The sequence below is a fragment of the Pararhizobium antarcticum genome (assembly GCF_001885585.1).
GTDB classification, from domain to species: domain Bacteria; phylum Pseudomonadota; class Alphaproteobacteria; order Rhizobiales; family Rhizobiaceae; genus Pararhizobium; species Pararhizobium antarcticum.
Genome location: NZ_LSRP01000035.1, coordinates 1 through 24,232 on the forward strand (window position 1 = coordinate 1; position 24,232 = coordinate 24,232).

Here is a 24,232-nt window from a genome sequence, read left to right on the forward strand (position 1 = left end):
GCCTTTCGCGCCTCACGGTTCTGGGACTGCTGGCGCCGAATTGCAACGGCCATTCTTGACTTTCCTGTCTCGCAAGGTGTGCCGGGGACCGCGTCGACCGGGGACGGGTGGTCGCCGGACATTGACTCCTTGCGACGGGTTCCCAATTATCCCGACACTCTCAGATCCAGCGCGGACAGGTTTCATGAACCACGACACATATCCCGACTATTACATCGCCGACATTCTGCGTGCGACCAAGACCATTGCGCTGGTCGGTGCGTCTCCCAATGCCGAGCGTCCGAGCTACCGCGTCATGGCCTTCCTGCTGCGCAAGGGCTACAAAGTCTATCCGGTCAATCCGGGCCAGGCGGGCAAGGAGATCCAGGGGCAGACCGTTTACGCGTCGCTGGCCGACCTGCCGGAACCGGTCGACATGATCGACGTGTTTCGCGCCGCCGAAGCCCTGCCGGCATTGATTGCAGAAATCCTCGAATTGGAGCCGCTTCCGAAGACGATTTGGGGGCAATTGGCCGTGCGGGACGACACGGCGGCAGCAAGTGCGGAGGCCCGTGGCATCAATGTGGTCATGGATCGCTGCCCGGCGATCGAATATCCGAGATTGATCGGCTGAAGGCAGCGTCGCCAGCGCGAACGTCGATAAAAAAATTGCCGCGTATTTCGCGTGCAAAAGAGAAAATCAACCTTTGCGGATGGGTTGGGCGTCTGAAATAGTGCCGCCATCTTGGTCAAGGGGAGGACACGTCCATGAAGAACAATCCTGGTTTCAATACACTTGCCATCCATGCCGGCGCGCAGCCGGATCCAACCACAGGCGCGCGCACCACGCCGATCTACCAGACGACGAGTTTCGTTTTCAACGATGCGGATCACGCCGCCTCGCTGTTCGGTCTTCAGGCGTTCGGCAATATCTACACCCGCATCATGAACCCGACGCAGGCGGTTCTCGAGGAGCGGGTCGCAGCGCTCGAGGGCGGAACGGCGGCCCTTGCGGTTGCTTCCGGCCACGCGGCGCAACTGCTGATCTTCCACACGATCATGAGCCCCGGTGACAATTTCATCGCCGCGCGGCGCTTGTACGGCGGGTCGATCAATCAGTTCGGTCATGCCTTCAAGTCGTTCGACTGGCATGTGCGCTGGGCCGATACGGCCGACATCGACAGCTTCGAAAGCCAGATCGATGACAAGACCAAGGCGATCTTCATTGAAAGCCTTGCCAATCCCGGCGGAACCTTCGTCGATATCGCGGCAATCTCGGCCGTGGCGAAGAAACACGGCCTGCCGCTGATCGTCGACAACACCATGGCAACGCCCTATCTGCTGCGCCCGATCGAGCACGGTGCCGATATCGTCGTGCATTCGCTGACCAAGTTCATGGGCGGCCACGGCAATTCGATGGGCGGTGTGCTCGTCGATGGCGGCACGTTCGACTGGTCGAAATCCGGCAAATATCCGATGCTGTCGGAGCCGCGCCCGGAATATGCCGGCATGGTGCTGCATGCCACTTTTGGCAATTTTGCCTTCGCGATCGCCTGCCGCGTGCTGGGCCTTCGCGATTTCGGACCGGCCATCTCGCCCTTCAACGCCTTCCTGCTGTTGACCGGCATCGAGACCCTGCCGCTGCGCATGCAGCGCCATTGCGACAATGCAATGGCCGTCGCCAAATGGCTTTCGGCCCATGACAAGGTCGCCTGGGTCAACTATGCCGGCCTCGAGACGGATGCCAACAATGCCCTGCAGAAGCGCTATTCGCCAAAGGGGGCCGGTGCCGTTTTCACCTTCGGTCTGAAGGATGGCTACGAGGCGGGCAAGCGCTTCGTCGAGGGGCTGGAGATGTTCTCGCATCTGGCCAACATCGGCGACACGCGCTCGCTGGTCATCCATCCGGCCTCGACCACCCATCGCCAGTTGAGCCCGGAACAGCTGACGGCCGCCGGTGCAGGCCCCGAAGTGGTCCGCCTCTCGGTCGGCATCGAGGATGTCGCCGACATCATTGCCGATCTCGAGCAGTCGCTCTCCAAGGTTTGATGAAGTTCGCCATCTAGGTCCGCATTTGAGACCAACTACCTTCGCACTAGCAGGCTGATTCGCAACCCTAAGACGACTATGAACGGTGCCGGGACGGCTTAAAATCACAATTTTTGAGAAATTGGCTTTTTCTCAAAAATAATGCGCGCCCAATGACGGTAAATTTTCGAGACGTTTGAGGGGCCGAATAGCAATATTCGGCCCCTCAAACGTACGCCTCTTACCGAAATCTCATGGAAAAATCGGGTGATTTTCGTAGTCGAATCTCACGGGGGGACAGGCAACTTTTCACTGTTTGCTCGGTAGCATTTCCACCGATCGGCGTTCCCTTAAAGGACGCCTCTTTTGAAATTAAATGCCACCTAGTTTTCGGATTAAGTGGTCAATGGCGGCGCGCCCCTGAACCGAAATATGGGGAGATAGGCGTGCCTGGGATGAGGTTCAGACGTTCACGCAGCTGCTGATGGGCCCGCATATCAAAGCTGATAGAGCAGATTTTTTGCCTTCAATAATTGAAGAACTCACTGTTGGTGCTGGAACAGCGGAAATAGTTTTCGTCCTCACCTTCACGACTCCAAACCGCGGAGTTTCCGCGTCGAAATTGTTGAACTTGCGATACGACTAGAAGCGCCGGGTGGTCCCACGTAGCCCTCGAACAGTTTCCACCGATGCCAAACACGGGAACCTCGCTTAGACATCGATCGCATTCGAAGTCTTCGGAAACGCCCTTTCGAAGGTTCCAACTTAATCGTGGCATTAGATCGGGATCATCAGAATGGCATTCGGCCGAAGTCGATCCGTGACCGTCAGAATACGGTCGACGGCCCGACGTGTCATATATGTGGAAGGCGTCCTGCGCCCGGTGAAGACCTGTCATAAAATTGCAGACACCAAAGGCCAACATCGAGCGCCTTATCGCGAGCTATCCGCCCTTTCTCTTTGGCGAAGCACGATCAAAATAGAGGGCGGCATGAGGAAGGGCTTTCGCTCGTGGTCTCGCTGTATTGGGTCGGCAACTGCCCAACCAGTTTTTCTGGATGTCCGAAATCGGGGCAGTCAAATATCGCCAAAATGACGAGAGTGCTGACGATCCGTCGGTTGGACCGATCCGCATCCTTTGGTTCTAAAAGTTCGTTTCAGGTATCAGCTATTGGTGCGATTTGGAGTGACGACTGCCACCGCTATTAAGGGGCAGCTAACGGGTCGAAACGTCGTTCTAGTGAAAAATTACGTTTACCGACCGTTAATATCTGAGAGCCAAGCTTGCCTCATCGAAACCGCGACGGGTTCTGCCGCTGGAGTAGGGGCAAAAGAAAAGAGTCGCCCTTGGAAGCGACCCTTTCATCGAAATGGTATAAAAAGAAGAAACTGCTCGACGTTACAACCAGAGAGCCAGTTATTCCACCAAAGCCCCACAGCCACTCCAGCTGCAGAACCCCTATCGCCTCACAGAGGAGGAGATGCTGATGATGCTGACGTCAATCAGTTACCAATAGGTAAACAACACCCTGCATCGGCAGAATTTTGAGCCCATTTCCGCGTATCGTCCGGAAATCGTTTGACATTCCGTGTGCGTTCTTTATTTGTTCCCGCTCTCACTCCAGGTAAGGAATGCCAGTTGCGCTCCTCCGGTTGAACAAGGGTGACCTCATGAGGCACACGGCAAGTCGAATCGCTCGAATATAACTCCCTCCGGGAGAATGCCGCCGCTCGCCCTTGTTTAAACCATCACCATTTTAGGTGCGCCATGAAGCGATCAAGTCAGAAGCAGCAGTTCCGAATAGGACGCTGAAATTCAGTCATCCTTCGTCAAACCCTATCGCGCCGGTCGTCACGCCGGGCAGGAGTGCTATCCCATGTTCAATCGCAACAGCATTCACACCGCGCAATCCATCAGTCTCTCGGACCTCGTTACCCTTGGCGTTCCAGCCTCCTCGGTTGCTGGCCTGATGGAGGAGTTCGAGACAGATCAGCTCTTTCCAATCAGCCGCCGTTTCGATGACGACCTGATGGAAATCTAAACTCCCACTTCCACCGCTGCGCAGGACCACCGACGACCCCTCGTACGGGCGAATGGCGGAGCCATGCCCGAAGAAAGGATACCCAATGCCTCGCAATTCCAGAGTAGTTCCGGGCTTCGACCCCGATCACAAGCCTGTCTACGACGTACCTCGGCGCAAGAAGCACCAAGCCATCCCCCACGTCGTTCCGACCCGGAAGTCTGTGAACAGAAGCTACGTTCGCGTCTCCCAGCCGTTGTCCGCCGAGCTCATGATGAGACTGGAGACCGATCCGAGGGTCGTCCTTATCTCTCCGTTCCCGACCAAGGTCGAATGCGTGGTCTACGACCGATACGGCCCTGTTGGCCACAAGTGCTACAACCCCGAGATCGGGGTCATGATGGTAGACGGCTCCTACGTCTACATGGATGTCGTTCCCCGGGCCATCCAGCTGGAAAGGCCTGGGATTGCCAGGAGAACCGACGCACTCAGACGCGCGTGCCGTGAAAAATGGGGCATCCACTACGCCGTCCACAACGAACTCAGCCTGCGCATCGAGCCACAGTGGAGCAACATCCAGAAGGTTTGGCGGCATCTCTGGGTCGATGATCTCAAGGCCTTGATGGCCGTGCGGCAGGTAATCGACCAGGTGGGGCCCTGGACGACAATTGGCGAAGTGCGCAGGAAGGCAAAGCTGGCTTGCCCAATCTGGCGAACGGATGACCACGACACCCGCCTCGATGACGTAGACCGCAGTTTCAGCGCGCTCATGCAGCTCTATGCGCGGGGACACATTCGTCTCGACCTCAGTCGCCCGTTCTCCGACGACACCGTCGTCAGCCTGAGAATGAAAAACGCCCTTACTCAGATGAAAGGAGCCGCATGATGGCTATCCAGAAGCACTCGGACTTCCTCAAACGCGAAAACCTGCCGATCGCGCTGTCTGCCTCTGAACTTGGCATTCCGTCGGGCACGGGCGGTCCTGTCGCAGTTCAGGGCTACGACTTCGCGTCGGGGTTCCGGTTCTCGATCCTCAACGAGATGAGGGCGAAGATCGCGCCGATGCAGGTCGTCAGCTACGACGAACATGACGGCCTCGGCGGACGCTTCACCGTGCAGAACGTCGTGAGTAGCAATATCACCCACCTGTCGCACGAGCAGATTTCGCTGCTGGAGCAACAGGGTCGGTTCATTCCACAAGAGTCTTTCCGGCTCGGGAAAACCGTTGGAAGCTCCACGGCGATGGAGCCTGCCGACGAGGATATCGCCAGGCGCAAACTGGCTTTCGTGGTGGCGGCGCTGGAGGCGAACGAGTGGGTTCTTGAAGTCCCTTCGAAGTCGGTCATTCAGCGTTCCGCCGGAAAACTTGCCGCCAACATCGGATGCAAGACGCCCGGATACAGGCAGGTGCAGGGCGATATCGAGCGGTATCTTGAAGCTCCTTTCGACCGTCTGGCCGCATTGGTACCCGCTAAATCGAGCGGCAACCGCATCCGGAAATTTTCGGACCGTTTCGAGGAAGTTCTCCGCGTAGCCGTCGAATACGCTTGGAGACAACAGAAGGGCACCTGGAAGAACGCAAAGACGCACTTCGCCAGCCTCCTGCTTTTCCCGGAAAACGCGGACGTTCGCGAAGAGGCGACCAACGCCAAGGATGACCTCATCGAACCCTCCGACCGCACGATCCAGCGGCGGATGAGGTCGGTCGACCATTTCACCCGCGACCTTCTCCGTAAAGGACCGGAAGCGGCCCTTCGCATCCACGGGGTGAAAATCCCTCAGATGCTTCCGACCGCTCCGCTCGACATCGTTGAAATGGACTACACGCAGCTCGATGTCGTGGTTTTCCACGAGAAGTATGGTTTCATTTACGGTCGCCCAGGCATTGCCTGGTTCAGGGGCCGCATGAGCGGCTCCATCCTCGGGTACGCCGTGTTCTTCGGAAAGCCGAACATGGAGACCTTTCTCCTCGGGCTGAACCACGCGATCTACCCCAAAGATATGCGAAAGCATCCGTGGTTGAAGTGGGAAATGTACGGCGTGCCGCTGGTTCTGGTCGTCGACTGCGACCCGCATCTTATTTCCGACGCCATGCACGAGGTCTGCCAGCGGCTGGGTATCATCCTTCGTGAGCTCCGCCCCGCAGAGCCTAACACCAAGGGTGCGATGGAACGGTTCATTCGGACCGCTAACGACGGTCTTTTCCACAATCTGCCGGGTTCAACCCAGTCCAATCCTTCACGGCGCAAAGAAGTCGACCCCGAGCAGGAGGCGGCCGTTCCCAAGCTCACCATGGACGAGCTGAACGGCTACATCGCGGCTTTCGTCCACGAGTACAATCATTCCAGCCATGCCGGACTGGGCGTGCTCCGAACGCTGAAGGAGGTTCCAGCGAAGCTGTGGGAGAGGGGCATCAAGGACGCACACCAGCGTCGTCCGATCAGTCCCGAGGTCTTGGCTCACGCTTCCGGCGACTTCCACTGGGTCGCCATCAATCAGGGTACGTTCACCATCGAGAAGGTAAGGTATTACGATGCCGCGCTTGCTGTCCTGGCTACGGACCCGCAGGCCACGCCGCCCGCCAAGAGCGGCGACGGCAGGAAGCCCAGAACGACCGTCACCAAGTACAAGGCCTGGCGGAGCCCGACCAATATCGGGAAGGCAAGCGTGGTAGTTCCCGAACTCGGGCGGACGGTCATCGCGGAAGCCCATGGGGACGACCGTCGGTATGCCCGTGGGCTTACCCTGTCACAGCATCGGCTCGCCATGGCGGAGTTCCGCAAGAACGAACACCGTCCGGTCACGAACCTCGCCGAACTCGAGGCCTCTCTGGGAAAGCACCTCGATAACCTCAAGTCGATCTACGAGGACCGCAAGAGCTTCGGAACCGCCGAGAAGTTCGCAAGCTTCTACCGCGGTGTCAGCCGCAGGGTCTCCCGCAGCGAGGTGGTGGACGTCGTCGTGAGCGAGGCGGCCAGTGCCGAGGACTACAACTACGCCGAACCGTTTGCACCCAACCCCTTCAGCCGGGTCCAGGATGACCCGCAATACCGCCCCGCCGACACTCCCTACGGCACTCTCGCGAGGGACGAAGACGGCCGCCTTGTTCCAGGCGATGCACTTCTCGGCATGGTTCCCCACTACGAGGCTCCGGACATCGACATCGGCCCCGACACGTCGGACGAAAACCTGCCCACCAGGGCAGGCGCATACGAAGACCCCGACAGCATCGAACACCTGCTCGGAGAGCAGGAAAACCAGGAGAACGACGAATGAGAGTGTTTCCAGAATTTCATCGTACCCAGTTTCTCACCGACGAGCAGCGGAGGGCGGCTTCCGAGTTGTCTCCCGCAGCGAGGCAGGCCATGGTCACCAATCTCGTAGTGCCATCCAGTCAGTTCAAACGCCTCACGGAGAGAGTCGCACGGTTTCACAGGCCTGTTGATGACGGGATTGCGGGCCCCGGCTGGGTGGGAGGTCTGCTTGGCGACTCTCGAGCGGGCAAATCTACCATCCTACAGTCCTACGCCAGCAAGTTTTCGGCCGTTCTCGGCGAGAACGGTTACATCGTTCCGGTCCTCTATATCGAAGCCCGTGACGACTGGGACCTGCTGGAATTTGGCCGCCAGATTTATCTTGAGACGGCGGCATCCTCCATCCCTCGGTTGTCGACCGCGTCGGTAAACACGCAGGCCGCCAGGCGGGTGGCACTCTTTGGAGTCGAGCTCCTTATCATCGATGATGCCCATCGCCTCTTCGCCAAAATGCGCAAGACTCCGTATTACGTTTCGCTACTGACGGCGATTGCGAACGCGAAGAACTGCAACATCCTGTTGGCAGGGCTGCCATCGATCCGGGAGAGCGTCGAACTCATTCCGCATCTCAAGAACCGGGGAGGTTTTCCGCACGACACGGCCTATGACTTCGATGCCGACATCCCTGACGACCGCGAGCAGTTCCGGGTCTTCCTGGAAGGTGTCGATCGTCGGCTGCCGTTCCTGCGAAAGTCCGGCCTCTCCTCCAAATCATACGTCGCGGACTTTCTCCACGTCAGCCGGGGATCGATTGGCAACGTCATGAACATCGTGATCGATGCCGCGTACATGGCCATCAACGAGAAGCGCAACTGCATCATGCCGAGCCACCTCCGGACCGCCGCGCTCGAACGGATGAAAGACGGCGCCAAGGTGGCCAAGGAGGGGAAACAATATATTCCCTTCAACCACATCTCTGACGACGGACCGGAGGTGGCAGATGCCGCTTGAACCAACCTTCATGATGTTTGCCCGGTGGAATCTTCCACCGGGCATGGGCGAGCCTGCATTTGGCTTCATCCTGCGTCTTGTTCGAGAGCAGGGCATCCCCAGCTTGCTGACCTTCAATCTCTGGAACGAGGTCTCCGGCGGCCATTGCGTGGAGTACGAGAAGGCGCTGAATATCATCGAACAGCATCCATTCCCCGAGGAGTGGAAGCTCAAGTTGCGGCACGCCACCCCGAAAACGGTCGGCAAATGCGTCGAAATCGGAGGACAGGCATTTCGCAGAATCCAGCTTACAACGCAGAAGCGGCGATGGTGTCCGGCCTGTCTCGCCGAGCAGGCCTATCATCGAGTCTGGTGGGATGTCGTCCACGTTCGCCGATGCCCCTATCACGGTCTGGAACTCGAGACCCGTGATGTTGGCGGCGGGCCGGTATCGTGGACCTGGACCGATTTCGAGACGTCGCGTAACGGCTATATGCTCGCCCGATACGGTACGCCGCCGTATTCGGAGGAAACCTTCGCACGTTACATGATCGGACGGATGGGCTTCGATACCCCGATCCCGCATGAGTTGTTCGACCGATACGATATCAGCACTGCTATTCGCTTCTGTGAAATGTACGGCCGTCTGCTGTCGAACCCATTTCACAAGCGCGTCCCCGACCTCAGGACTGACGATATCGATATCGGGTTCAGGGCATCTAAAAGCCGAGAAGTCCTCACGGACAATCTCCGCACCTGGATTCGCGAGAACGCTCGGTTCAAATCCACATCGAGGGGGCAGGACGACGTTTTCGGATGGCTCCGCGGTTACCACTTCCTACTGAAAAACCGCGATTTGGAGGCGGTAAGCCGCGCGATCTGCCGGGAGGCCAGTTCGCTCGAATATCAGGGCATCACGCGACCAACGAGCGCAAGCGATTTCGAGCGAAAACATACGACCATCAGACGACTTGCTCCGGAACTGAAGATGTCGGAGAGGGGCGTGCAGCGTATCGCCGACGAACTCGGACTTATCGATCGGGCACGATTGAAATCCGTCCTGTCCGAGGATTCCGCAGTCCGTATCGCCGAATTCGCGCGCGAGCTTCTCACCGCCTCACAGACACGGAAGCTCCTCGGAATCTCCCACCGCGGACTTCCGCAACTCGTCGCGGCCGGACACTTGAAGTCATTTGTCGGACTTGCAAAAGGCCGACGCAACGGTGGGAGTTTCGACCTCCGCAGGATCAACGCGATCCTCGACAAAATCCAGCACATCGAGACGGGCGGAAACAAGGACCATGCCGTCTCGTTCTGGAAGTACTGCAAGCAAACGAAGGTATCCATGGGGCAAGCCGCAGTGGGCATCCTCGACGGCCGGATCAAGGTCCTTGCCAAGGCAGACCCTGCACGCGGTTTTTCGGGATTAACCGTCGAGGGACCTTACCACATTCAGAGGCGGCGTGCGAACGCGAAGCCTGTGGAGAGACGGCGGGTCAAGCTCCCGGACTACGTGAACTCGAACGAGGCTGCCGCGATCCTGAGTCTTTCGAGCATGACCGTCTGCGCGCTCAGAGAGGCAGGCCACCTCGGTCTGCCGAAAAAGGTCGCCCAAGAATTCCTTCTTCCACGGCAGGCAGTCCTGGAATTCGCTACCTCGCACGCGCGAATCTCCCTGTTCGAAAACGTCCTCCGTGTGCATCCGACTGTCCTAAACGACCAGATGCTGAACGACGGGGTAGTTCCAGTGATTTCGGGACAGCGAGGACGTCACAGACTCGAATCCGTCTACCGAAGAAGTGACATGCTACGCGTTTTCGGTCTTGAGACAGACACGAGCATGGTGACGGACAGTGATTTCCAGCGACTATGGGTCAAACTGCAAAGGGGCGTCGAGGACATGTTACTGACAATGTACTTCCCGCCGTTTCTGCCACGGAGGGGCCAACGCGTCTGGGCTTCGTCGTCCTGCATGTCGGTCCTGTTCGAATACGACGATACCACCAGGGAGCTCTGCGCCCGCATCGTACCGCGAAAAGGGCAGGGGACAGACTATCGACTTCCCCTCAATATTACCGAAGACTGCTTGATGCAGTTTCTTCTGGACATCAAAGGGACGGTCGCCGAGGCGAAGGCGCGCAAAAGCCGTTACGAGAGGATCAAAAGACAAAGCCCGACGTAACGCGTGATAAACTCGGGGTTGTTCGGTAACCTCGTCTTGGCAGACACCGAAACCTCTGCCTATCATTCCTGCATGGCAAAGAACGTTACCCAGAATCAGATCGTCGGCGAGATCGGTGAAACGGCGGCGAAGCTCCAGTTCCTGAAGATCGGTTTCCAGTTCGACCCACGGTCGCGGCTCGAAGCGGGCATCGATGCTATTGTCGAGGTCATGGACCACGGAAAGCCGCTGGCCAAGATGATCGCCGTCCAGGTCAAGACCACCGCAGCGGGAAAATATCCGGGCGAGGACGACAGTGGCTTCCATTACCTGCTCAGGAGCGAAGACCTCGCCTACTGGCGCGGCAGCAACCTGCCGATAATCATCGTCCTTCACCGTCGCTCGGACAACACCTTCTACTGGAAGGAAATCCCGAGGGGAGAGGAGTTTCAGGATCGACGTCTGAATTTCAGCAAGGCCATCGACACCCTCGGTGAAGGAGCGGTAGACCGCCTTGGCGCACTCACCGTCCCGAAGGCGGGGTTCGGGTATTTCGTGCCGCCTCTGGGTGGCGGCGAGGAGGCCCTCGTAAACATCCTGCCCATCAAACTACCAGCCGAAGTCTTCGTTTCGACGACGGCCTATTCCCGGCAGCAGGCATCCGCGATCCTATTCGACGCAGATGAGCCGACACGTTTCGACTGGGTCATCAAGGGAGATACGTACTGGTCGTTCCATGATCCGAGGATATCCGTCTGCAGGCACATCGTCGATACCGACCAGGTGGAGGCCATAGATGTCGGCGCGCTAGCTTTCCACGACGACGTCGACGAGCGCAACAACTTCGCCTTCCTGCTTAGACAGCAGCTGTCGCACCAGGTCTGGCCCGAGCTTTCCTGGGACAAGGAGAAGAAGCTTTACTACTTCAAGGCCAAAACACGGAACATGCCCCGGACGTTCAAATACGAGTCCGCGAAAAAGGCGACCGAAGCCGACGTCGTCAACGTCTCTAAGAGCAAGGGCGATAAGGAGCGGGTGGACTTCGTGAGACACCACGCGTTCGTACCGCGTTTCGAAAGCTTCTATGACGAGTGGTTCCTCGTTATCGAGCCGACCTACCACTTCACGTTCGACGGGTTCATCGCACACACCCATCCTGACGCGCTCCTGTCGGGAAAGAAGCGGCTCGACAAGAGCGCGGCGCTCCGAGGCCAGGTGATTATGTGGCATCGTTTTCTTGCCACCCTCGAACCCAAGTCGGACGACCTGTTCGCGGTTGCCTCAAACGAACCCTGGCTTTCGTTCGGATTCCCACCATCGCTGGATTTGCCGACAAGGGTTCCTGAAGACGTATGGGGTTCACCGAAGAAGGACGAGACCGGGGACGAGAAGGACTTGTTGAATTGGGCATGAAGTTCACATCAACCATATTCGAAGAGCCGCTACTCGAGTTCGGCGGACAGCACCAAGACCCCGATCCGCGGCGCGGCCTGGTCGTCGCCGGACCTTTGCAGACTACGAGCAGCGATGCCATCAAGATCGCAGTTGTTGGCAGCGCGAAGACAGTCGAGGACTCAGAGAAGTTCCTCGCAGCCGCCTCGATCGGCTTTCTCGGGAAATCCGAGAAGCATCCGAACATGCACCCGGACTTCCCGGGTCTTGGCAACCAGAACCCCTACCGATGCAAGTTCGAGATCGCGCCGGACGCGACTGCGGCTATACCGCAAGCCAAGATCGACAAGATCAGGAAGGAGCCACATCACGGCAAGGCCGTTGAGATGGCGGTCGACGAGATCATGCAGTTGCTCACTGCTATCGATGAAGGAAGCAGCCGTCCAAATGTAGCCATCGTTGCGCTTCCTGTTACTCTCATAGAGCGGGTTTGGAATGCCAAGGTCGATTCCGACGGCACGGTGGAAAAGGAAGACAGTGGCGGTTCCGATGCCCCTAACTTCCGCGGCCTTCTGAAGGCGAAGGCGATGCACCTCCGGTTCCCGATCCAGATAGTATGGGAGGATGTCCTCGACGAACGTGCCGTCATCCCTCGCAAGGTCAAGGAAAGCAGCGCTCGCAAAATCCAGGATGAGGCCGACAGAAGCTGGAACATCATGACCTCGCTGTATTACAAGGGGTCTGGACGCATCCCATGGCGGCGTATGCCTCAGGAGGGCGAGTTTTCCGCATGCTACATCGGCATTAGCTTCTATCGCGAAGTCGGCGGACAGCAGCTCTTCACGAGTGCCGCGCAGATGTTCGACGAGCGGGGACGTGGCTTCATCCTGAAAGGCCGTCGGGCACAGACTGAAAGCCGGGGCCGTCACCCCTATATGACAGAGGACGACGCGAAGGGCCTAATCTCCGAAGTCCTGAACGCCTACAAAAGCCATCACAAGAATTTCCCCGCTCGCGTGATCGTCCTCAAGACATCGCGCTTTCGGGACGAGGAGGCTGACGGGATTATGGAGGCGCTCGACGAAGTTGGTACTGAGATGAAGGACCTCGTTTGGGTCCAGGAATCGTCGTCAATCAAGGTCATGCGAGACGGCAATTATCCCGTGATGCGCGGGACGTTTGTCGAACTCGACGGGAAGGGACTCCTTTATACCAACGGCAGCATCCCGTACTATGGGACCTATCCAGGAATGTACGACCCGCGGCCGCTCCTGCTTTGTCCGCACAAATCGAGTGACAGCACGGTGGCCCAGATCGCCAAGGAGCTCCTTTCGATGACGAAGATAAACTGGAATTCCACGCAGATGAACCAGAAGCTACCGATCCCGATCCGCGCGGCTCGCAAGGTGGCGGAAGTCCTAAAGTATGTCGGGGACGGCAGGGTTAGTACGGATTACACGAGGTATATGTAACCGGAGATGCCGAGCGCGGAGACCGATTATGCAGCCGTTAAGGTGTTGTTGCTAATTCCTTCCGAAACCGGAGGGTAAAATGAGCGTTGAAGTTTTCGAAATCCGTAAGCCAGGCAGTGAAGTCGCTAGCATAAAGGTGCGGGTCGACGGCGTACTGATTGGCAGCTTCTCAAGCCTTAGCGCAGCTCGCCAGTACGTCGGCAATCCGGCTAATGGGTTGGCAGTGAGAACTCTACCGTCAGGCATAGCAAAGACTCGCCTGATTGCAAGCTACGGTAATTCTAAAAGCCACTCGGTGTTCGCTGTCTTAGATGAGAACGGTCGCCACGCCTTTTATATCCTGACGGGGCCGAACGGCTTTATGAACACCGGGCGGCTTACGGCTGAAAAGGCCCGAGAAATCGCCGCCACATCCGCCGACGATTTTGATGCTCACTCTTCCCCACCAGCGGCTGTAATCGATTGATTGGGGTAACGGTTCTTGAATGCTCCAGCGGAGAGCATTTCTTTGTTGAATGGGTGAGACCAGTCCATTAGGGAACCTTTGCCGTCGATCACCTCCTGTCCCGTCGCATTGAGATGCGTTCTCATGGTCGAAAAATCACCACGCTCTTCGCACTGCTTCATCGCCGATATAGCGGACATAGGAAGGTTACTCATTCATCGTCTCCGTTTCACCCAGTGTGAATCGGAGCTCGAGCCGGCGCAACCCATACCATCATCGCCGACCCCGTTTACGATCGCCGGCCACGAACACCTCCAGGACCTCAAAACATCTAGCGAGCGTCTTCTCGTCCATGCAGTAATCGACGGGTTTGACCCCTCCGAGAGTGGGCCAGCGCTGGCTTAACCACAGGTCCGCGACCTCACGGCGCAAGATGCGCGAGTAGGCCCGCTCATGTAGCTTGTCGACCATGCGTTTTTGGAGGTCTTCGGCGCGGCGCGCGTTTGCACTGTCATCTCGCATCTTCCATATGAGACCCTGAACCTTGATCAGGCCATCAAGGCTTTCGGCGGCAAGCTCGCGAGGTGTCTTGCCACCGAAATCGGGTAGGTGCCTATTCCGATATCAAGAAAGTCATGTGACCACGGTTGCCGTGCCGTCGTCTCTGGCGGCACGGCAATTCCTGCTTTGGCCGGTTTCTGAAAGGCTCGACCATCGCGCGGGGCGACCTAGAAAAAGCTGTAGTTTTGATCTTGACCGACCTTATCTTTAGTTTTGACTGGTTATAGAGCTGTACGGGAATCCATGTCGCCCAGTTGAATTGGTGCTATGATGTTTGCCTCTCATACCTTGGGAGGGGTCAATGTGGAGCCGCAAGATTTTGATACTACCGTTCGCGATAGCCGCTTCGGTCATTCAGGCCCGGTCGGCAGAACGTCCACCATTTCATGTCTCGCATTTCCAGGACGATGTTACCGTCAATCTGACTGTGACCTCGCTGCAGGCATCACCCGTCCAGGACTACGACTTCGATGTGACCATCGGCCTGACGGAATTCGATAGCGCGGGTTCGATCAGGTACATTGACCAGGGAAGCCACGACGTCCGTGTGAAATGTGATAGCCCCGGCAAGGTCTTCATCGGTGGTGCGGTTTATGTTCCAACGAGCGGTGTTGCCGGAAGCGATTGGAAAGAAGACCTCTTGATATCGGTATGCATGTCCCCGGTCTCATAGTCGACAGGCGATGCGAGAGTGGCCGCACGACGTATATAGGCGATGTTGAGCGACGCTTTCCTGCCTGGGATGCTGACACTGTTTGTGTACACCCAATTATTGGCCCCGAACATGCTCGGGACCTCTTCGATCATACGCTCTGAAACAACCAGCGGCGATTTTAAAAGGCTGGCCAAAGACTCCAGGCGTTGGGCGACATTGACCGCGTCACCGATCACGGTGAACTCGTCATGGAAACCGCTTTCAATGACCCCACCCAGAACGGTGCCATAGTGAAGGCCGATCCCCGCGTCCAGACAGGGGCCGCCCCTTTCGATGTTGTCGTTGCGCCACTCGTCGAGTGCAGCAGTCAAAGACAACGCGCAGGCCATTGCCCGCTGGGCATCGTCCGCCTTCGGCTTCGGTTGTCCGAATACCGCCATCACACCGTCTCCGATGAACTTGTCAACCGTCCCGCCGTAAGCGAACACCGTGCCGGCGACGACGTGCCGATACTCACCGAGGACACGGGCAAGCTCGCGGGCAGAAGCGGTTTCCGCATATGACGTGAAGTCGCGGATATCGACGAACATGATCGCCGCGTCACGCCGCTCGAGGTCAAGGCTGGCACTGGCAGTCTGAAGATCGGCGACGACCGTTGGCGAGAAAAAGCGTGAAAGGTTCATGCGTTTCTCCTCAATCCTCAAAGCCTGTCTGATGGTGCGATCGTGATCACGCGCCAACAGATATACGGCCAGCGAGGTGAACGCGAAACTTATGGTCAGACCGAGGTCCTCGTTGAAGAAATTGGTAAGCAATGTTCCGTGTGCGCTGGCATGATGACTGAACGCCATCAGGGCAAGCATAAGCACCCATGCTAAGACCACGATGGTCGAAAACAAAACGATCAGCCTACGCTCGAGCTTCAACGCAACGTGGTTCAGCAGGATGAATGACACGACCAAGCTCGATGTCGTAAGGGCGTGGTCTTCCGTGATCGGACTAGCCAGGATGTGTTCATAAAGGATCGCCACAACCAATGCCGCATCGAGCGTCACGAACAGTGCGCTGAGGTGCCTTTGTGTCGGGAAATAGACAGCCACCGCCACAGATGCCACGCTGACGATCAAATAGACCGAGCTGACTATGACATGGGTCGTAAAGCTGGCGAAGCCATCACCGAAAAGAAGATTGGCGAACAGGATTGAAAGGACAACGAACCGCAGCGAGGCTGACCGCATCTCCCGGGTGGAAGCGCTGTTGGTGAAAGGCGATGATTTTTGATCCATTGATCCAGGTCGGAATGATCGACATATCTCGATCCAAGGGGAGGAGGTCGGAAGGGCCGAGCCTTGGAAGGCCCGACCCTGTCGCGTTACTTGAGGTCCGTGACCGTGATTTTGCCCTCGACGCGCTCTGCGACGAACTCGATGCTTGCGCCTTCCTTCATCTTTTCGAGCATGGCGTCGTCCTTGACGCGGAATACCATGGTCATTGCGGGCATCTCGAGGGATTTGAGTTCCTCGTGGATAATCGTGACTTTCTTCGCTTTGGCATCGACTTTCTTGACGGTACCCTTGGTGAATTCGGTAGCGAAAGCACCGGACGCGAGGGCGACTGCGAGAAGGGTTGCCGAGGCGAATCTGATGATGGATTTCATGTCATGTCTCCTTGCTTCGGATTATTTCTTGGCCACGGTGACGTCGCCGTGCATTCCCGCGTCGTAGTGGCCGGGTACAAGGCAAGCGATCTTGAAGGTGCCGTCATTGGTGAACTTCCAGACGATCTCGCCAGCCTCTCCGGCAGCCAGGCGGATCGCGTTCGGGTCGTCATGTTCCATCTCCGGGAACTTCTCCATCACGACCTTGTGCTCCATGATCTTGTCTTCCTGGTCGAGGATGAACTCGTGGTCGAGCTCCCCCGTGTTCTTGATGGAAAACACTATTGTCTGCCCCTTGCGAACCTTGAAGGTGTTCGGGGTGAAGATCATCTTTCCGTCGTCCGTTTCCTTCATGGAAACCCGGATGGTCTGGGTGGCCTGCGCCTTCTTGCCGGGTTCACCGACAGCCATGGCACCGTGATGGCCGCCTTCGTGAGTGCCGGAGGCGAGGGCGGGTGTGGCGAGCGCCGCCAGAAAAAGGGCGATCATCGCAGTTTTCATGATGTATTCCTTCGGTTGTTCGATTGGATAGAGATGAAGATCAGCCGTGCTTCATGGGCTTGGGGGTGATCTGGGTCTTTGCGTCCTTGGCCTTGGTCGTGTCGGGCAGTTCCCCCGTCCACTCCCAGGCTTGCGTGCCGGGTGGGTTTTCGTACCAGCCGGGATCGGTATAATCGTCCGCCGTGATGCCCTCGCGGACCTTGACGACGGAAAACATGCCGCCCATCTCGATCGGGCCATGCGGCCCCCATCCGGTCATCATCGGAACTGTGTTCTCCGGAATTTCCATTTCCATCTCACCCATGTCCGCCATGCCGGCGGTTCCCATGGGCATGTATTCCGGCTGGAGTTTCCGGATCTTTTCGGTGACGGATGTCTTGTCGACGCCGATGAAGGTGGGCACGTCGTGGCCCATGGCATTCATTGTGTGATGCGACTTGTGGCAATGGATCGCCCAGTCGCCTGGATACTTTGCGTCGAACTCGTAGGCGCGCATCGCGCCGACCGGGATATCGATGCTGACTTCCGGCCAGCGGGCTTCCGGCCGCACCCAGCCACCATCGGTACAGGTCACCTCGAAGTCGTAGCCGTGCATGTGGATCGGATGGTTGGTCATCGTCAGATTGCCGACACGGACGCGCACCCTGTCGTCCTTCGACACGACCAGCGGACTGATGCCCGGAAAGATACGGCTGTTCCAGGTCCAGAGGTTGAAGTCCGTCATCTCCATGACGCGCGGGACATAGGTACCCGGATCGATGTCGTAGCCGCTGAGCAGAAACACGAAATCCCGGTCGACGGGCATGAACGTCTCGTCCTTGGGATGGATGACGAAGAAGCCCATCATGCCCATCGCCATCTGCACCATCTCGTCCGAATGCGGGTGGTACATGAAGGTGCCGGACTTCACGAGATCGAACTCGTAGACAAAGGTCTTGCCGACGGGGATGTGGGGTTGCGACAGTCCGCCGACGCCATCCATGCCGGACGGCAGGATCATGCCGTGCCAGTGGACTGTTGTGTGCTCGGGCAGCTTGTTGGTGACGAAGATGCGGACACGGTCGCCCTCGACCGCCTCGATGGTCGGTCCTGGCGACTGGCCGTTGTAGCCCCAGAGATGGGCTGTCATGCCCTCGGCCATTTCGCGCTCGACGGGTTCGGCGACAAGGTGGAACTCCTTGACGCCGTTGTTCATGCGATGGGGCAGGGTCCAGCCGTTGAGGGTGACGACCGGGGTGTAGTCCGGCCCGGACGAAGGACGAACCGGGGTCTGGGTTTCCGCGTTTTCCATGATGGCCGCTTCCGGCAGCCCCATGTTGGAGGTCTTCGCCCAGGCGGCAGTCGAAACGAGGGCTGCGCCCGCACCGAGCATCTGTCTTCTGTTAAACATGTCCTTGTCCTTTCTCAGTGACCACCGCCGCCGCTTTCGGCAGCCGCTGCGACTTCCGTTTCACCACCCGCCGAACCCGCGCCGCCGCCGTAAATGGCAGGCGCGAGATTGGCTTCGGCCACCCAGAAATCGCGTTTTGCATTGACGGCAAGGAGGATCGAGTTGACCTTTTCCCTGTTGTCGGCGAGCAGTTCGAACGTGTTGGTGATCATGCCGTTGTATGTGAGGAGGGATTCTTCCTCGATCTTGGTCCTGAGCGGCACTACGCTGTTGCGGTAATGCCGCGCGATGTCGTAGTTCGCGCGGTAGGCCTGATAGGCAGAGCGGGCTTCCGAACGGACGTTCACCGCCTTTTCCGCAAGCAGGTTTGCTGCCCGCATATAGGCAAGTTCCGATTTCCGCATCCGGGCCTTGCCGCTGTCGAAGATCGGGATGACGAATTCCAGCTCGACATTGCCGGTCGTCTCCTTTTTCTTCTCGCCGTCTTCCAGTTCCCGCTCCGTTTCGAACCCTGTCAGGATTTCGAGGTCGGTGACGTAGCGCGTTGCCTCCGTCAGCTTGTAGGACTTGGCCGTTGTCGCGAGGTCGAGCTGCGCTATCCGCAGGTCGACCCGACGCTCGAGCGCTTCTGCTTCGATCAGATCGCGCTTGACGAGACCCTTTGGAAGTTGGGGCAGACGGTTTGGAATCTGGTAGTCGATGTCCGATCCCCAGAGGCCCATCAGCCGCGTGAGTTCTTCTTTCGCGAGACGGGCTTCAAGCCGTGCCTTGGCGGTCTGCCCGGTCAGTTCGGCGTAGAAGACGTGCTCGCGTGCCTGGCCGCCCTTTGTGAGGGAACCGGCTTCGCCGATTTTCTGGGCGAGTTCAGAAGCCGCATCGGCGGCCGCCTGCGCCTGGTTGAGCTGAGCGACCGTTTCCCATGAGCCGACGGCGCTGATCCACGCGCGACGGGTATCGGCGGCGAGCTGTAAGGTTCGCAGGGCGGCATTGAGCTGCGCCTTTCGGAACCCGCCGTCGGCGATCTCGACGTTCCGCTTCTGGGTGGCAAGCGCGAGGATGTTGGTGGCGATCACACCTTCGATTGCCTTGTAGGCTTCAAGACCGGGAGTGCCGATCCCCGTCAGGCCGATACCAACAGTCGGGTTTACGAGCATGGTCGACTGCCAGGCATCCGCCGATGAGTCTCCGAGATCGGCGTAGGCCGCCTGCAGGCCCTTGTTGTTCAGAAGGGCGACCTGAACAGCCGTTTCGACGTCCACGGTTTTCTTCGCCAGCAAGGTCTTCACCCGGCCTGAGACAACCTGGGCATCGTGGCGGTTCTGCACCCAGACGGTGTCTTTCCCCGTCGCCTCGGCTGTCTTGTTCGCAACATTGGAAAACCCGGCGGTCGCCGCGGAGTATTCCGCAGAGGATACGCATCCCCCGAGAACGAGCGGAAGTGCGACAGTCACGGCACATTTGAGAGTGAAAAAGCTCATGACGCACCTCCGTCCGGAGCCTGCGCGTCATTTTGATTGCGCCACGGTTTGGGATCGACCGGGACGCGGTGCGTGTAGCCCGTAACGGGGTTGTGATAATGGACGGGACGAACGTTGATCGGGAGGTCGGCAAGGTCGCCCGAAGCAATGACTTCAGGAGGCAACGTGGCAGCACAACCGCTTGCGAAGAGCGGTAACGCAACCACCAGAAATATAGGTTTCATGGTGTAATCCGAATAGGAGATGGCAGCGGCGCAGCGGGCCAATAATGCCCGTAGACGCATGTTCAGACCCGCAAGGACGGGCGTGTCCTATTCAGATATTCGGGGGGCGATGAAGTGTCGGGATTTCACCGAACGAGCGCTGATCGTCAATCAGCGTGTGGGTCGACGAAACCACGGGGCTGTCTAAAGTGTCCATAGTCGCTACGATTGCGAAACTTATACAAAAGTCGTTGCAACAATCCTGATCGACGACCTTTGACGCATCGTCGTCCGTAGAAATTTGACCGTGGTGATCGTGCTCGCCCATATGAGCGTCGGTGTGCTCCATGGTCTCCGACGCGACTGTCGCAGCATTTAGAGCGTCGCCGTGCATGGCCGCCGTGGCATTCGACAGCGAGTACCCTGCCAGTGATACAACGATCACCAGTCTGATCAGAATCAGCAATTTCTTGCATTTGATTCGATACATCGCGCGCATCTTTCAACAGCTACCTTCAGCGGAGCCAAATTTCAACAGAACAAATATGCCAGGAAATTCGCGTCGTTTATGTGGCGACAACCTTCTCCATGATTTGACGATAAGGGTTCCAACGTTGGTAAGGTCAAGTGCCGCAGCCGATTGCTCGGACATTATATCTGGCCTTTGCCGTATGGGCTAAGGCGGAACCGATTAAGAGTTCGGGTGTTACACAGGGTCATACACCGGGCACCAGAGGCGATTTTAATCGCAAGCCCAGGGAAACTCAGCGATGTACACTCGCACCATCACAGACGTAACGTGTCGAGTTCTGGCGATACTTTTCATCCTGGCCAATATCCATGGAATGGCGGTGGCGGCTCGCGCATCTGCCGATCACTGCCCCTCGATTTCTACATCGTCGTCTAATCACTATTCTGAAGGTTCTATAGGACGCGCTTGCTGTTCCGGCATGGCCTGCTGTCCCATCGTAACGCTGGGTGACGTGTTTGTCGCTCCGGATAGACGAAAGATTGCGGTGTCCGTTGCTGTCGAACAACCAGTCAGGTCCCTCTCTCTGCAGCCGGACTATCCCCCTCCAAAGCTCCTGAACTGAGTGTCGATTTACGAAAACGAATCCAATCAGGAGAACTGAAATGAAAACTCTCGTACGAATCTCGCTCGCCGCCGCGGGTGCCTTGTCATTACTAGCCGTTATGCCAGCCGCCTCTTTCGCGGAGATGGCCTACCCAGAAAAATGTAAGTCCGAAATGGACATGTCGAAAATGGATATGATGTCGGACGGTATGTCCGGTGACATGGGCATGGGCGACATGATGACTGACTATCAGAAGGCATCGATGGAAGGCATGAAGATGATGCACATGAACATGATGCAGGGCATGATGAAGAAGGACGCAGACGTCGCCTTCGTCTGCGGGATGATCGCCCATCACATGGGTGCGATCAGCATGTCCGAGGTGGAGCTGAAATATGGTGACAACGAATGGGCCAAAAAGACTGCCCAGAAGATCATCGACGCGCAGACCAAAGAAATCGCCGAGATGAATGAGTGGCTCGACAAGGAAGCGAAGTAGGAACGCGGCATAGGCGCGTATCTCCGCCACGATCGCATTGAAATCAGTATCCAGAAGACTGCGAGCGTGGCGGCAACATAGAGTTGTTGTTCAGTCTGGCCATATAGCGTCTGGGGGAGAGTGGTCCAACCTTCACTTCCCCAGACACACAGTTCCATCAGATGACGCCGAAGAAGTGTCCGGCTCTAGTCCCATATCATAATCGAACGCGCTTCAGTCTAAGGGCATTGCCAATCACGCTTACCGACGAAAGCGCCATGGCGGCCGCTGCTATGATCGGCGACAGCAAAAGCCCGAACGTAGGGTACAGAACGCCCGCGGCAATCGGTACGCCAGCTGCGTTGTATATGAAGGCGAAAAACAGGTTCTGCCTGATATTGCTCATTGTCGCGTGGCTGAGTTCTCGAGCCCGCACGATCCCCTGAAGGTCGCCCTTCAGCAGTGTTACGCCAGCACTCTCGATTGCGACATCCGTTCCTGTCCCCATGGCGATTCCGACATCCGCCGCAGCCAGGGCTGGGGCATCGTTCACCCCGTCCCCGGCCATAGCCACGACCCGGCCTTCTTCCCGCAAACGCTTGACGATCTTGCTTTTGTCTTCCGGCAGGACTTCGGCCTCGACCTCGGTGATCCCGAGCTTGCGTGCGACCGCGTCGGCCGTCGTCTTGTTGTCGCCCGTCAGCATGACGACCCGGACCCCCGCCTTCAGCAAAGCTTGAACTGCATCTGGCGTCGTCGTTTTTATCGGGTCGGAGATCGCCAAAAGGCCTCCAACGCGGCCGTCTATTGCGATGAAGATTACCGTTGCGCCTTCACCCCTCATCGCTTCCGCCTGGCTGGTAAGAGCAGAGACATCGATATGAGCCTCCTCCATGATGCGGTGGCTGCCTATGATGAGCCTGCGTCCGTCGATACTGCCCGTGACCCCTTTGCCAACCGGGCTATCGAAATCTTCCGCGACGCCGAGAACCAGCTCCCGTTCCGTCGCCGCATTGACAATGGCAGTTGCCAGTGGATGCTCGCTCGCCCGTTCCAGTGTTGCCGCCAGGCGCAGCAGTTCGGATTCTGTGAACCCATTTATCGCTGCCATCGACGTTACCTTGGGTTTCCCCTCGGTCAGGGTTCCGGTCTTGTCAACGACCAGGGTGTCGACTTTCTCGAAACGCTCCAGGGCTTCGGCATTCTTGATCAGGACACCAAGGCCCGCACCCCGGCCGACGCCAACCATGATCGACATTGGGGTCGCAAGGCCCAATGCGCAGGGGCATGCGATGATAAGCACTGCGACTGCGCCTACAAGGCCGTGAGCAAAGCGCGGTTCTGGACCCCATATCATCCATGCTGCGAATGCGACGATGGCAATCCCGATCACCACGGGGACGAACCAACCGGAAACTTCGTCGGCAAGGCGCTGGATGGGCGCTCGCGAGCGCTGAGCGTCCGCAACCATGCGAACGATCTGCGACAGCATGGTATCCCGGCCGACTTTTCCAGCTTCCATGACGAAGCCACCAGTTTGGTTCATCGTGCCGCCTATCAGCTTTGCACCGACCTCTTTGGTGACGGGCATCGACTCACCTGTGATCATCGATTCATCAACCGAGCTGCGACCTTCGATAAGGCTGCCATCGACAGGGATTTTTTCACCGGGGCGAACCCGAAGCCGATCCCCGACGACAACCATTTCCAGGTCGATGTCCTCGTCAACACCATCGCGGACCCGGCGTGCCGTCTTCGGGGCAAGGTCAAGAAGTGCGCGGATGGCTCCACCGGTCTGTTCACGGGCTTGCAACTCCAGCACTTGTCCAAGCAATACCAGGACCGTGATTACCGCTGCAGCTTCGAAATAGATGGCGACAGAACCGTCTGCGGAGCGGAACGTGGCTGGAAACAGGCCTGGTGCAAGGGTTGCGACGACGCTGTAAATCCACGCGACACCCGTCCCCATGGCTATCAGTGTAAACATGTTCAGGCGCATAGTGACGAGCGACTTCCATGCTCGCTCGAAGAATGGAAAGCCTGCCCATAGGACAACCGGTGTAGCAAGAACGAGCTGAATCCAATTCGAGGTCTGGGCACCCAGCACCATGTGAAGATTGGTGAGGTGGCCACCCATCTCCAGCATCAGCACCGGCACGGACAGAACGAGCCCGATCCAGAAACGGCGTCTCATGTCGAGATATTCGGCGCTGGGTCCGGTTTCTGCCGTGACCACTTCCGGTTCCAGAGCCATCCCGCAGATAGGGCAGTTCCCAGGCCCTGTTTGCCTTACCTGCGGATGCATAGGGCAAGTGTAAATCACGCCTTCGGTTAGAGCTGGCTCGGTTTGTGTGGTCATCGAACTTGTAGCACCATTCCCCTCCGCGTGACCCTCAGTTGCATGATGGTGGTGGTGATCTTTGTGTTCATCCATTGGGAAAAACTCCTCGGGTACGTCTCTATCGGGAAGCATAAGTTGTCCTGGCTCGTC

20 protein-coding genes are annotated in these 24,232 nt (G+C 57.8%); 11 read left to right on the forward strand and 9 right to left on the reverse strand.

The window, feature by feature from the left end; all coding sequences use genetic code 11:
• The first annotated feature begins 184 nt into the window (after window positions 1-184).
• From AX760_RS03610 to AX760_RS26610, 10 genes are all read left to right on the forward strand, one after another.
• A complete protein-coding gene (locus AX760_RS03610; protein ID WP_071831536.1) occupies window positions 185-613 on the forward strand; it encodes a CoA-binding protein in 429 nt (142 codons plus the stop codon).
• A 134-nt stretch (window positions 614-747) separates the two neighbouring features.
• Window positions 748-2,028, forward strand: a complete 1,281-nt coding sequence (locus AX760_RS03615) for an O-acetylhomoserine aminocarboxypropyltransferase (protein ID WP_071831538.1) — start codon at window positions 748-750, stop codon at window positions 2,026-2,028.
• Between the two features lie 1,856 nt (window positions 2,029-3,884).
• The gene (locus AX760_RS27040; RefSeq protein WP_175552007.1) at window positions 3,885-4,049 is read left to right on the forward strand and encodes a hypothetical protein; all 165 of its coding nucleotides are present in this window, start codon (window positions 3,885-3,887) and stop codon (window positions 4,047-4,049) included.
• An 85-nt stretch (window positions 4,050-4,134) separates the two neighbouring features.
• Window positions 4,135-4,914, forward strand: coding sequence for a hypothetical protein (locus AX760_RS03620; RefSeq protein ID WP_071831540.1), 780 nt, complete (start codon window positions 4,135-4,137; stop codon window positions 4,912-4,914).
• Complete coding sequence (locus AX760_RS03625) at window positions 4,914-7,304, forward strand: DDE-type integrase/transposase/recombinase (protein ID WP_175552008.1); 2,391 nt, start codon at window positions 4,914-4,916, stop codon at window positions 7,302-7,304. Before AX760_RS03620 ends, AX760_RS03625 begins: the two co-directional genes overlap by 1 nt.
• Window positions 7,301-8,293, forward strand: coding sequence for a TniB family NTP-binding protein (locus tag AX760_RS03630; RefSeq protein WP_071831544.1), 993 nt, complete (start codon window positions 7,301-7,303; stop codon window positions 8,291-8,293). Before AX760_RS03625 ends, AX760_RS03630 begins: the two co-directional genes overlap by 4 nt.
• The gene (locus AX760_RS03635) at window positions 8,283-10,454 is read left to right on the forward strand and encodes a TniQ family protein (protein ID WP_071831546.1); all 2,172 of its coding nucleotides are present in this window, start codon (window positions 8,283-8,285) and stop codon (window positions 10,452-10,454) included. The genes AX760_RS03630 and AX760_RS03635 overlap by 11 nt, the downstream gene beginning before the upstream one ends.
• 36 nt (window positions 10,455-10,490) lie before the next feature.
• On the forward strand, window positions 10,491-11,846 hold the full coding sequence (locus tag AX760_RS03640; protein WP_245294922.1) for a DUF4365 domain-containing protein: 1,356 nt from the start codon (window positions 10,491-10,493) through the stop codon (window positions 11,844-11,846).
• Window positions 11,843-13,297 (forward strand): argonaute/piwi family protein, encoded by a 1,455-nt coding sequence (locus tag AX760_RS03645; RefSeq protein WP_071831547.1) that lies wholly within the window; start codon window positions 11,843-11,845, stop codon window positions 13,295-13,297. The genes AX760_RS03640 and AX760_RS03645 overlap by 4 nt, the downstream gene beginning before the upstream one ends.
• Window positions 13,298-13,376: 79 nt before the next feature.
• Window positions 13,377-13,763 (forward strand): hypothetical protein, encoded by a 387-nt coding sequence (locus tag AX760_RS26610; protein ID WP_139275902.1) that lies wholly within the window; start codon window positions 13,377-13,379, stop codon window positions 13,761-13,763.
• On the opposite strand, the gene AX760_RS03650 is transcribed toward AX760_RS26610, so the two are convergent.
• The 8 genes from AX760_RS03650 to AX760_RS03695 all read right to left on the reverse strand — a co-directional run bounded on the left by AX760_RS03650 (window position 13,730) and on the right by AX760_RS03695 (window position 20,686).
• Complete coding sequence (locus AX760_RS03650; protein ID WP_071831549.1) at window positions 13,730-13,957, reverse strand: hypothetical protein; 228 nt, start codon at window positions 13,955-13,957, stop codon at window positions 13,730-13,732. The two genes, AX760_RS26610 and AX760_RS03650, sit on opposite strands and share 34 nt — an antisense overlap.
• Window positions 13,958-14,894: 937 nt before the next feature.
• Window positions 14,895-16,244: an adenylate/guanylate cyclase domain-containing protein gene (locus AX760_RS03665; RefSeq protein ID WP_071831554.1), complete on the reverse strand. Its 1,350-nt coding sequence runs from the start codon at window positions 16,242-16,244 to the stop codon at window positions 14,895-14,897.
• Between the two features lie 86 nt (window positions 16,245-16,330).
• The gene (locus AX760_RS03670) at window positions 16,331-16,615 is read right to left on the reverse strand and encodes a copper-binding protein (protein WP_071831555.1); all 285 of its coding nucleotides are present in this window, start codon (window positions 16,613-16,615) and stop codon (window positions 16,331-16,333) included.
• Between the two features lie 21 nt (window positions 16,616-16,636).
• A complete protein-coding gene (locus tag AX760_RS03675; RefSeq protein WP_071831557.1) occupies window positions 16,637-17,116 on the reverse strand; it encodes a cupredoxin domain-containing protein in 480 nt (159 codons plus the stop codon).
• A gap of 40 nt (window positions 17,117-17,156) precedes the next feature.
• Window positions 17,157-18,506 (reverse strand): multicopper oxidase family protein, encoded by a 1,350-nt coding sequence (locus tag AX760_RS03680; protein WP_071831559.1) that lies wholly within the window; start codon window positions 18,504-18,506, stop codon window positions 17,157-17,159.
• A gap of 14 nt (window positions 18,507-18,520) precedes the next feature.
• Complete coding sequence (locus AX760_RS03685; RefSeq protein WP_071831561.1) at window positions 18,521-19,984, reverse strand: TolC family protein; 1,464 nt, start codon at window positions 19,982-19,984, stop codon at window positions 18,521-18,523.
• Entirely contained in the window at window positions 19,981-20,208 is a 228-nt protein-coding gene (locus AX760_RS03690; RefSeq protein ID WP_071831725.1) for a hypothetical protein, read from the reverse strand. Before AX760_RS03690 ends, AX760_RS03685 begins: the two co-directional genes overlap by 4 nt.
• A gap of 91 nt (window positions 20,209-20,299) precedes the next feature.
• Window positions 20,300-20,686 (reverse strand): hypothetical protein, encoded by a 387-nt coding sequence (locus tag AX760_RS03695; RefSeq protein WP_087149155.1) that lies wholly within the window; start codon window positions 20,684-20,686, stop codon window positions 20,300-20,302.
• 635 nt (window positions 20,687-21,321) lie between these two features.
• Here AX760_RS03695 and AX760_RS03700 point away from each other — a divergent pair.
• Window positions 21,322-21,762, forward strand: a complete 441-nt coding sequence (locus AX760_RS03700; RefSeq protein ID WP_071831567.1) for a DUF305 domain-containing protein — start codon at window positions 21,322-21,324, stop codon at window positions 21,760-21,762.
• A gap of 196 nt (window positions 21,763-21,958) precedes the next feature.
• Here the strand turns inward: AX760_RS03700 and AX760_RS03705 are convergent, their stop codons facing one another.
• Entirely contained in the window at window positions 21,959-24,100 is a 2,142-nt protein-coding gene (locus AX760_RS03705; RefSeq protein ID WP_071831726.1) for a copper-transporting P-type ATPase, read from the reverse strand.
• Window positions 24,101-24,232 lie beyond the last annotated feature (132 nt).

Excerpts from the sequence above, each read along its gene's own strand:
- AX760_RS03610 (WP_071831536.1), top strand. The coding sequence starts at position 185 with ATGAACCACGACACATATCCCGACTATTACATCGCCGACATTCTGCGT.
- AX760_RS03615 (WP_071831538.1), top strand. The coding sequence starts at position 748 with ATGAAGAACAATCCTGGTTTCAATACACTTGCCATCCATGCCGGCGCG.
- AX760_RS27040 (WP_175552007.1), top strand. The coding sequence starts at position 3,885 with ATGTTCAATCGCAACAGCATTCACACCGCGCAATCCATCAGTCTCTCG.
- AX760_RS03620 (WP_071831540.1), top strand. The coding sequence starts at position 4,135 with ATGCCTCGCAATTCCAGAGTAGTTCCGGGCTTCGACCCCGATCACAAG.
- AX760_RS03625 (WP_175552008.1), top strand. The coding sequence starts at position 4,914 with ATGGCTATCCAGAAGCACTCGGACTTCCTCAAACGCGAAAACCTGCCG.
- AX760_RS03630 (WP_071831544.1), top strand. The coding sequence starts at position 7,301 with ATGAGAGTGTTTCCAGAATTTCATCGTACCCAGTTTCTCACCGACGAG.
- AX760_RS03635 (WP_071831546.1), top strand. The coding sequence starts at position 8,283 with ATGCCGCTTGAACCAACCTTCATGATGTTTGCCCGGTGGAATCTTCCA.
- AX760_RS03645 (WP_071831547.1), top strand. The coding sequence starts at position 11,843 with ATGAAGTTCACATCAACCATATTCGAAGAGCCGCTACTCGAGTTCGGC.
- AX760_RS26610 (WP_139275902.1), top strand. The coding sequence starts at position 13,377 with ATGAGCGTTGAAGTTTTCGAAATCCGTAAGCCAGGCAGTGAAGTCGCT.
- AX760_RS03650 (WP_071831549.1), bottom strand. The coding sequence starts at position 13,957 with ATGAGTAACCTTCCTATGTCCGCTATATCGGCGATGAAGCAGTGCGAA.
- AX760_RS03665 (WP_071831554.1), bottom strand. The coding sequence starts at position 16,244 with ATGGATCAAAAATCATCGCCTTTCACCAACAGCGCTTCCACCCGGGAG.
- AX760_RS03670 (WP_071831555.1), bottom strand. The coding sequence starts at position 16,615 with ATGAAATCCATCATCAGATTCGCCTCGGCAACCCTTCTCGCAGTCGCC.
- AX760_RS03675 (WP_071831557.1), bottom strand. The coding sequence starts at position 17,116 with ATGAAAACTGCGATGATCGCCCTTTTTCTGGCGGCGCTCGCCACACCC.
- AX760_RS03680 (WP_071831559.1), bottom strand. The coding sequence starts at position 18,506 with ATGTTTAACAGAAGACAGATGCTCGGTGCGGGCGCAGCCCTCGTTTCG.
- AX760_RS03685 (WP_071831561.1), bottom strand. The coding sequence starts at position 19,984 with ATGAGCTTTTTCACTCTCAAATGTGCCGTGACTGTCGCACTTCCGCTC.
- AX760_RS03690 (WP_071831725.1), bottom strand. The coding sequence starts at position 20,208 with ATGAAACCTATATTTCTGGTGGTTGCGTTACCGCTCTTCGCAAGCGGT.
- AX760_RS03695 (WP_087149155.1), bottom strand. The coding sequence starts at position 20,686 with ATGCGCGCGATGTATCGAATCAAATGCAAGAAATTGCTGATTCTGATC.
- AX760_RS03700 (WP_071831567.1), top strand. The coding sequence starts at position 21,322 with ATGAAAACTCTCGTACGAATCTCGCTCGCCGCCGCGGGTGCCTTGTCA.
- AX760_RS03705 (WP_071831726.1), bottom strand. The coding sequence starts at position 24,100 with ATGACCACACAAACCGAGCCAGCTCTAACCGAAGGCGTGATTTACACT.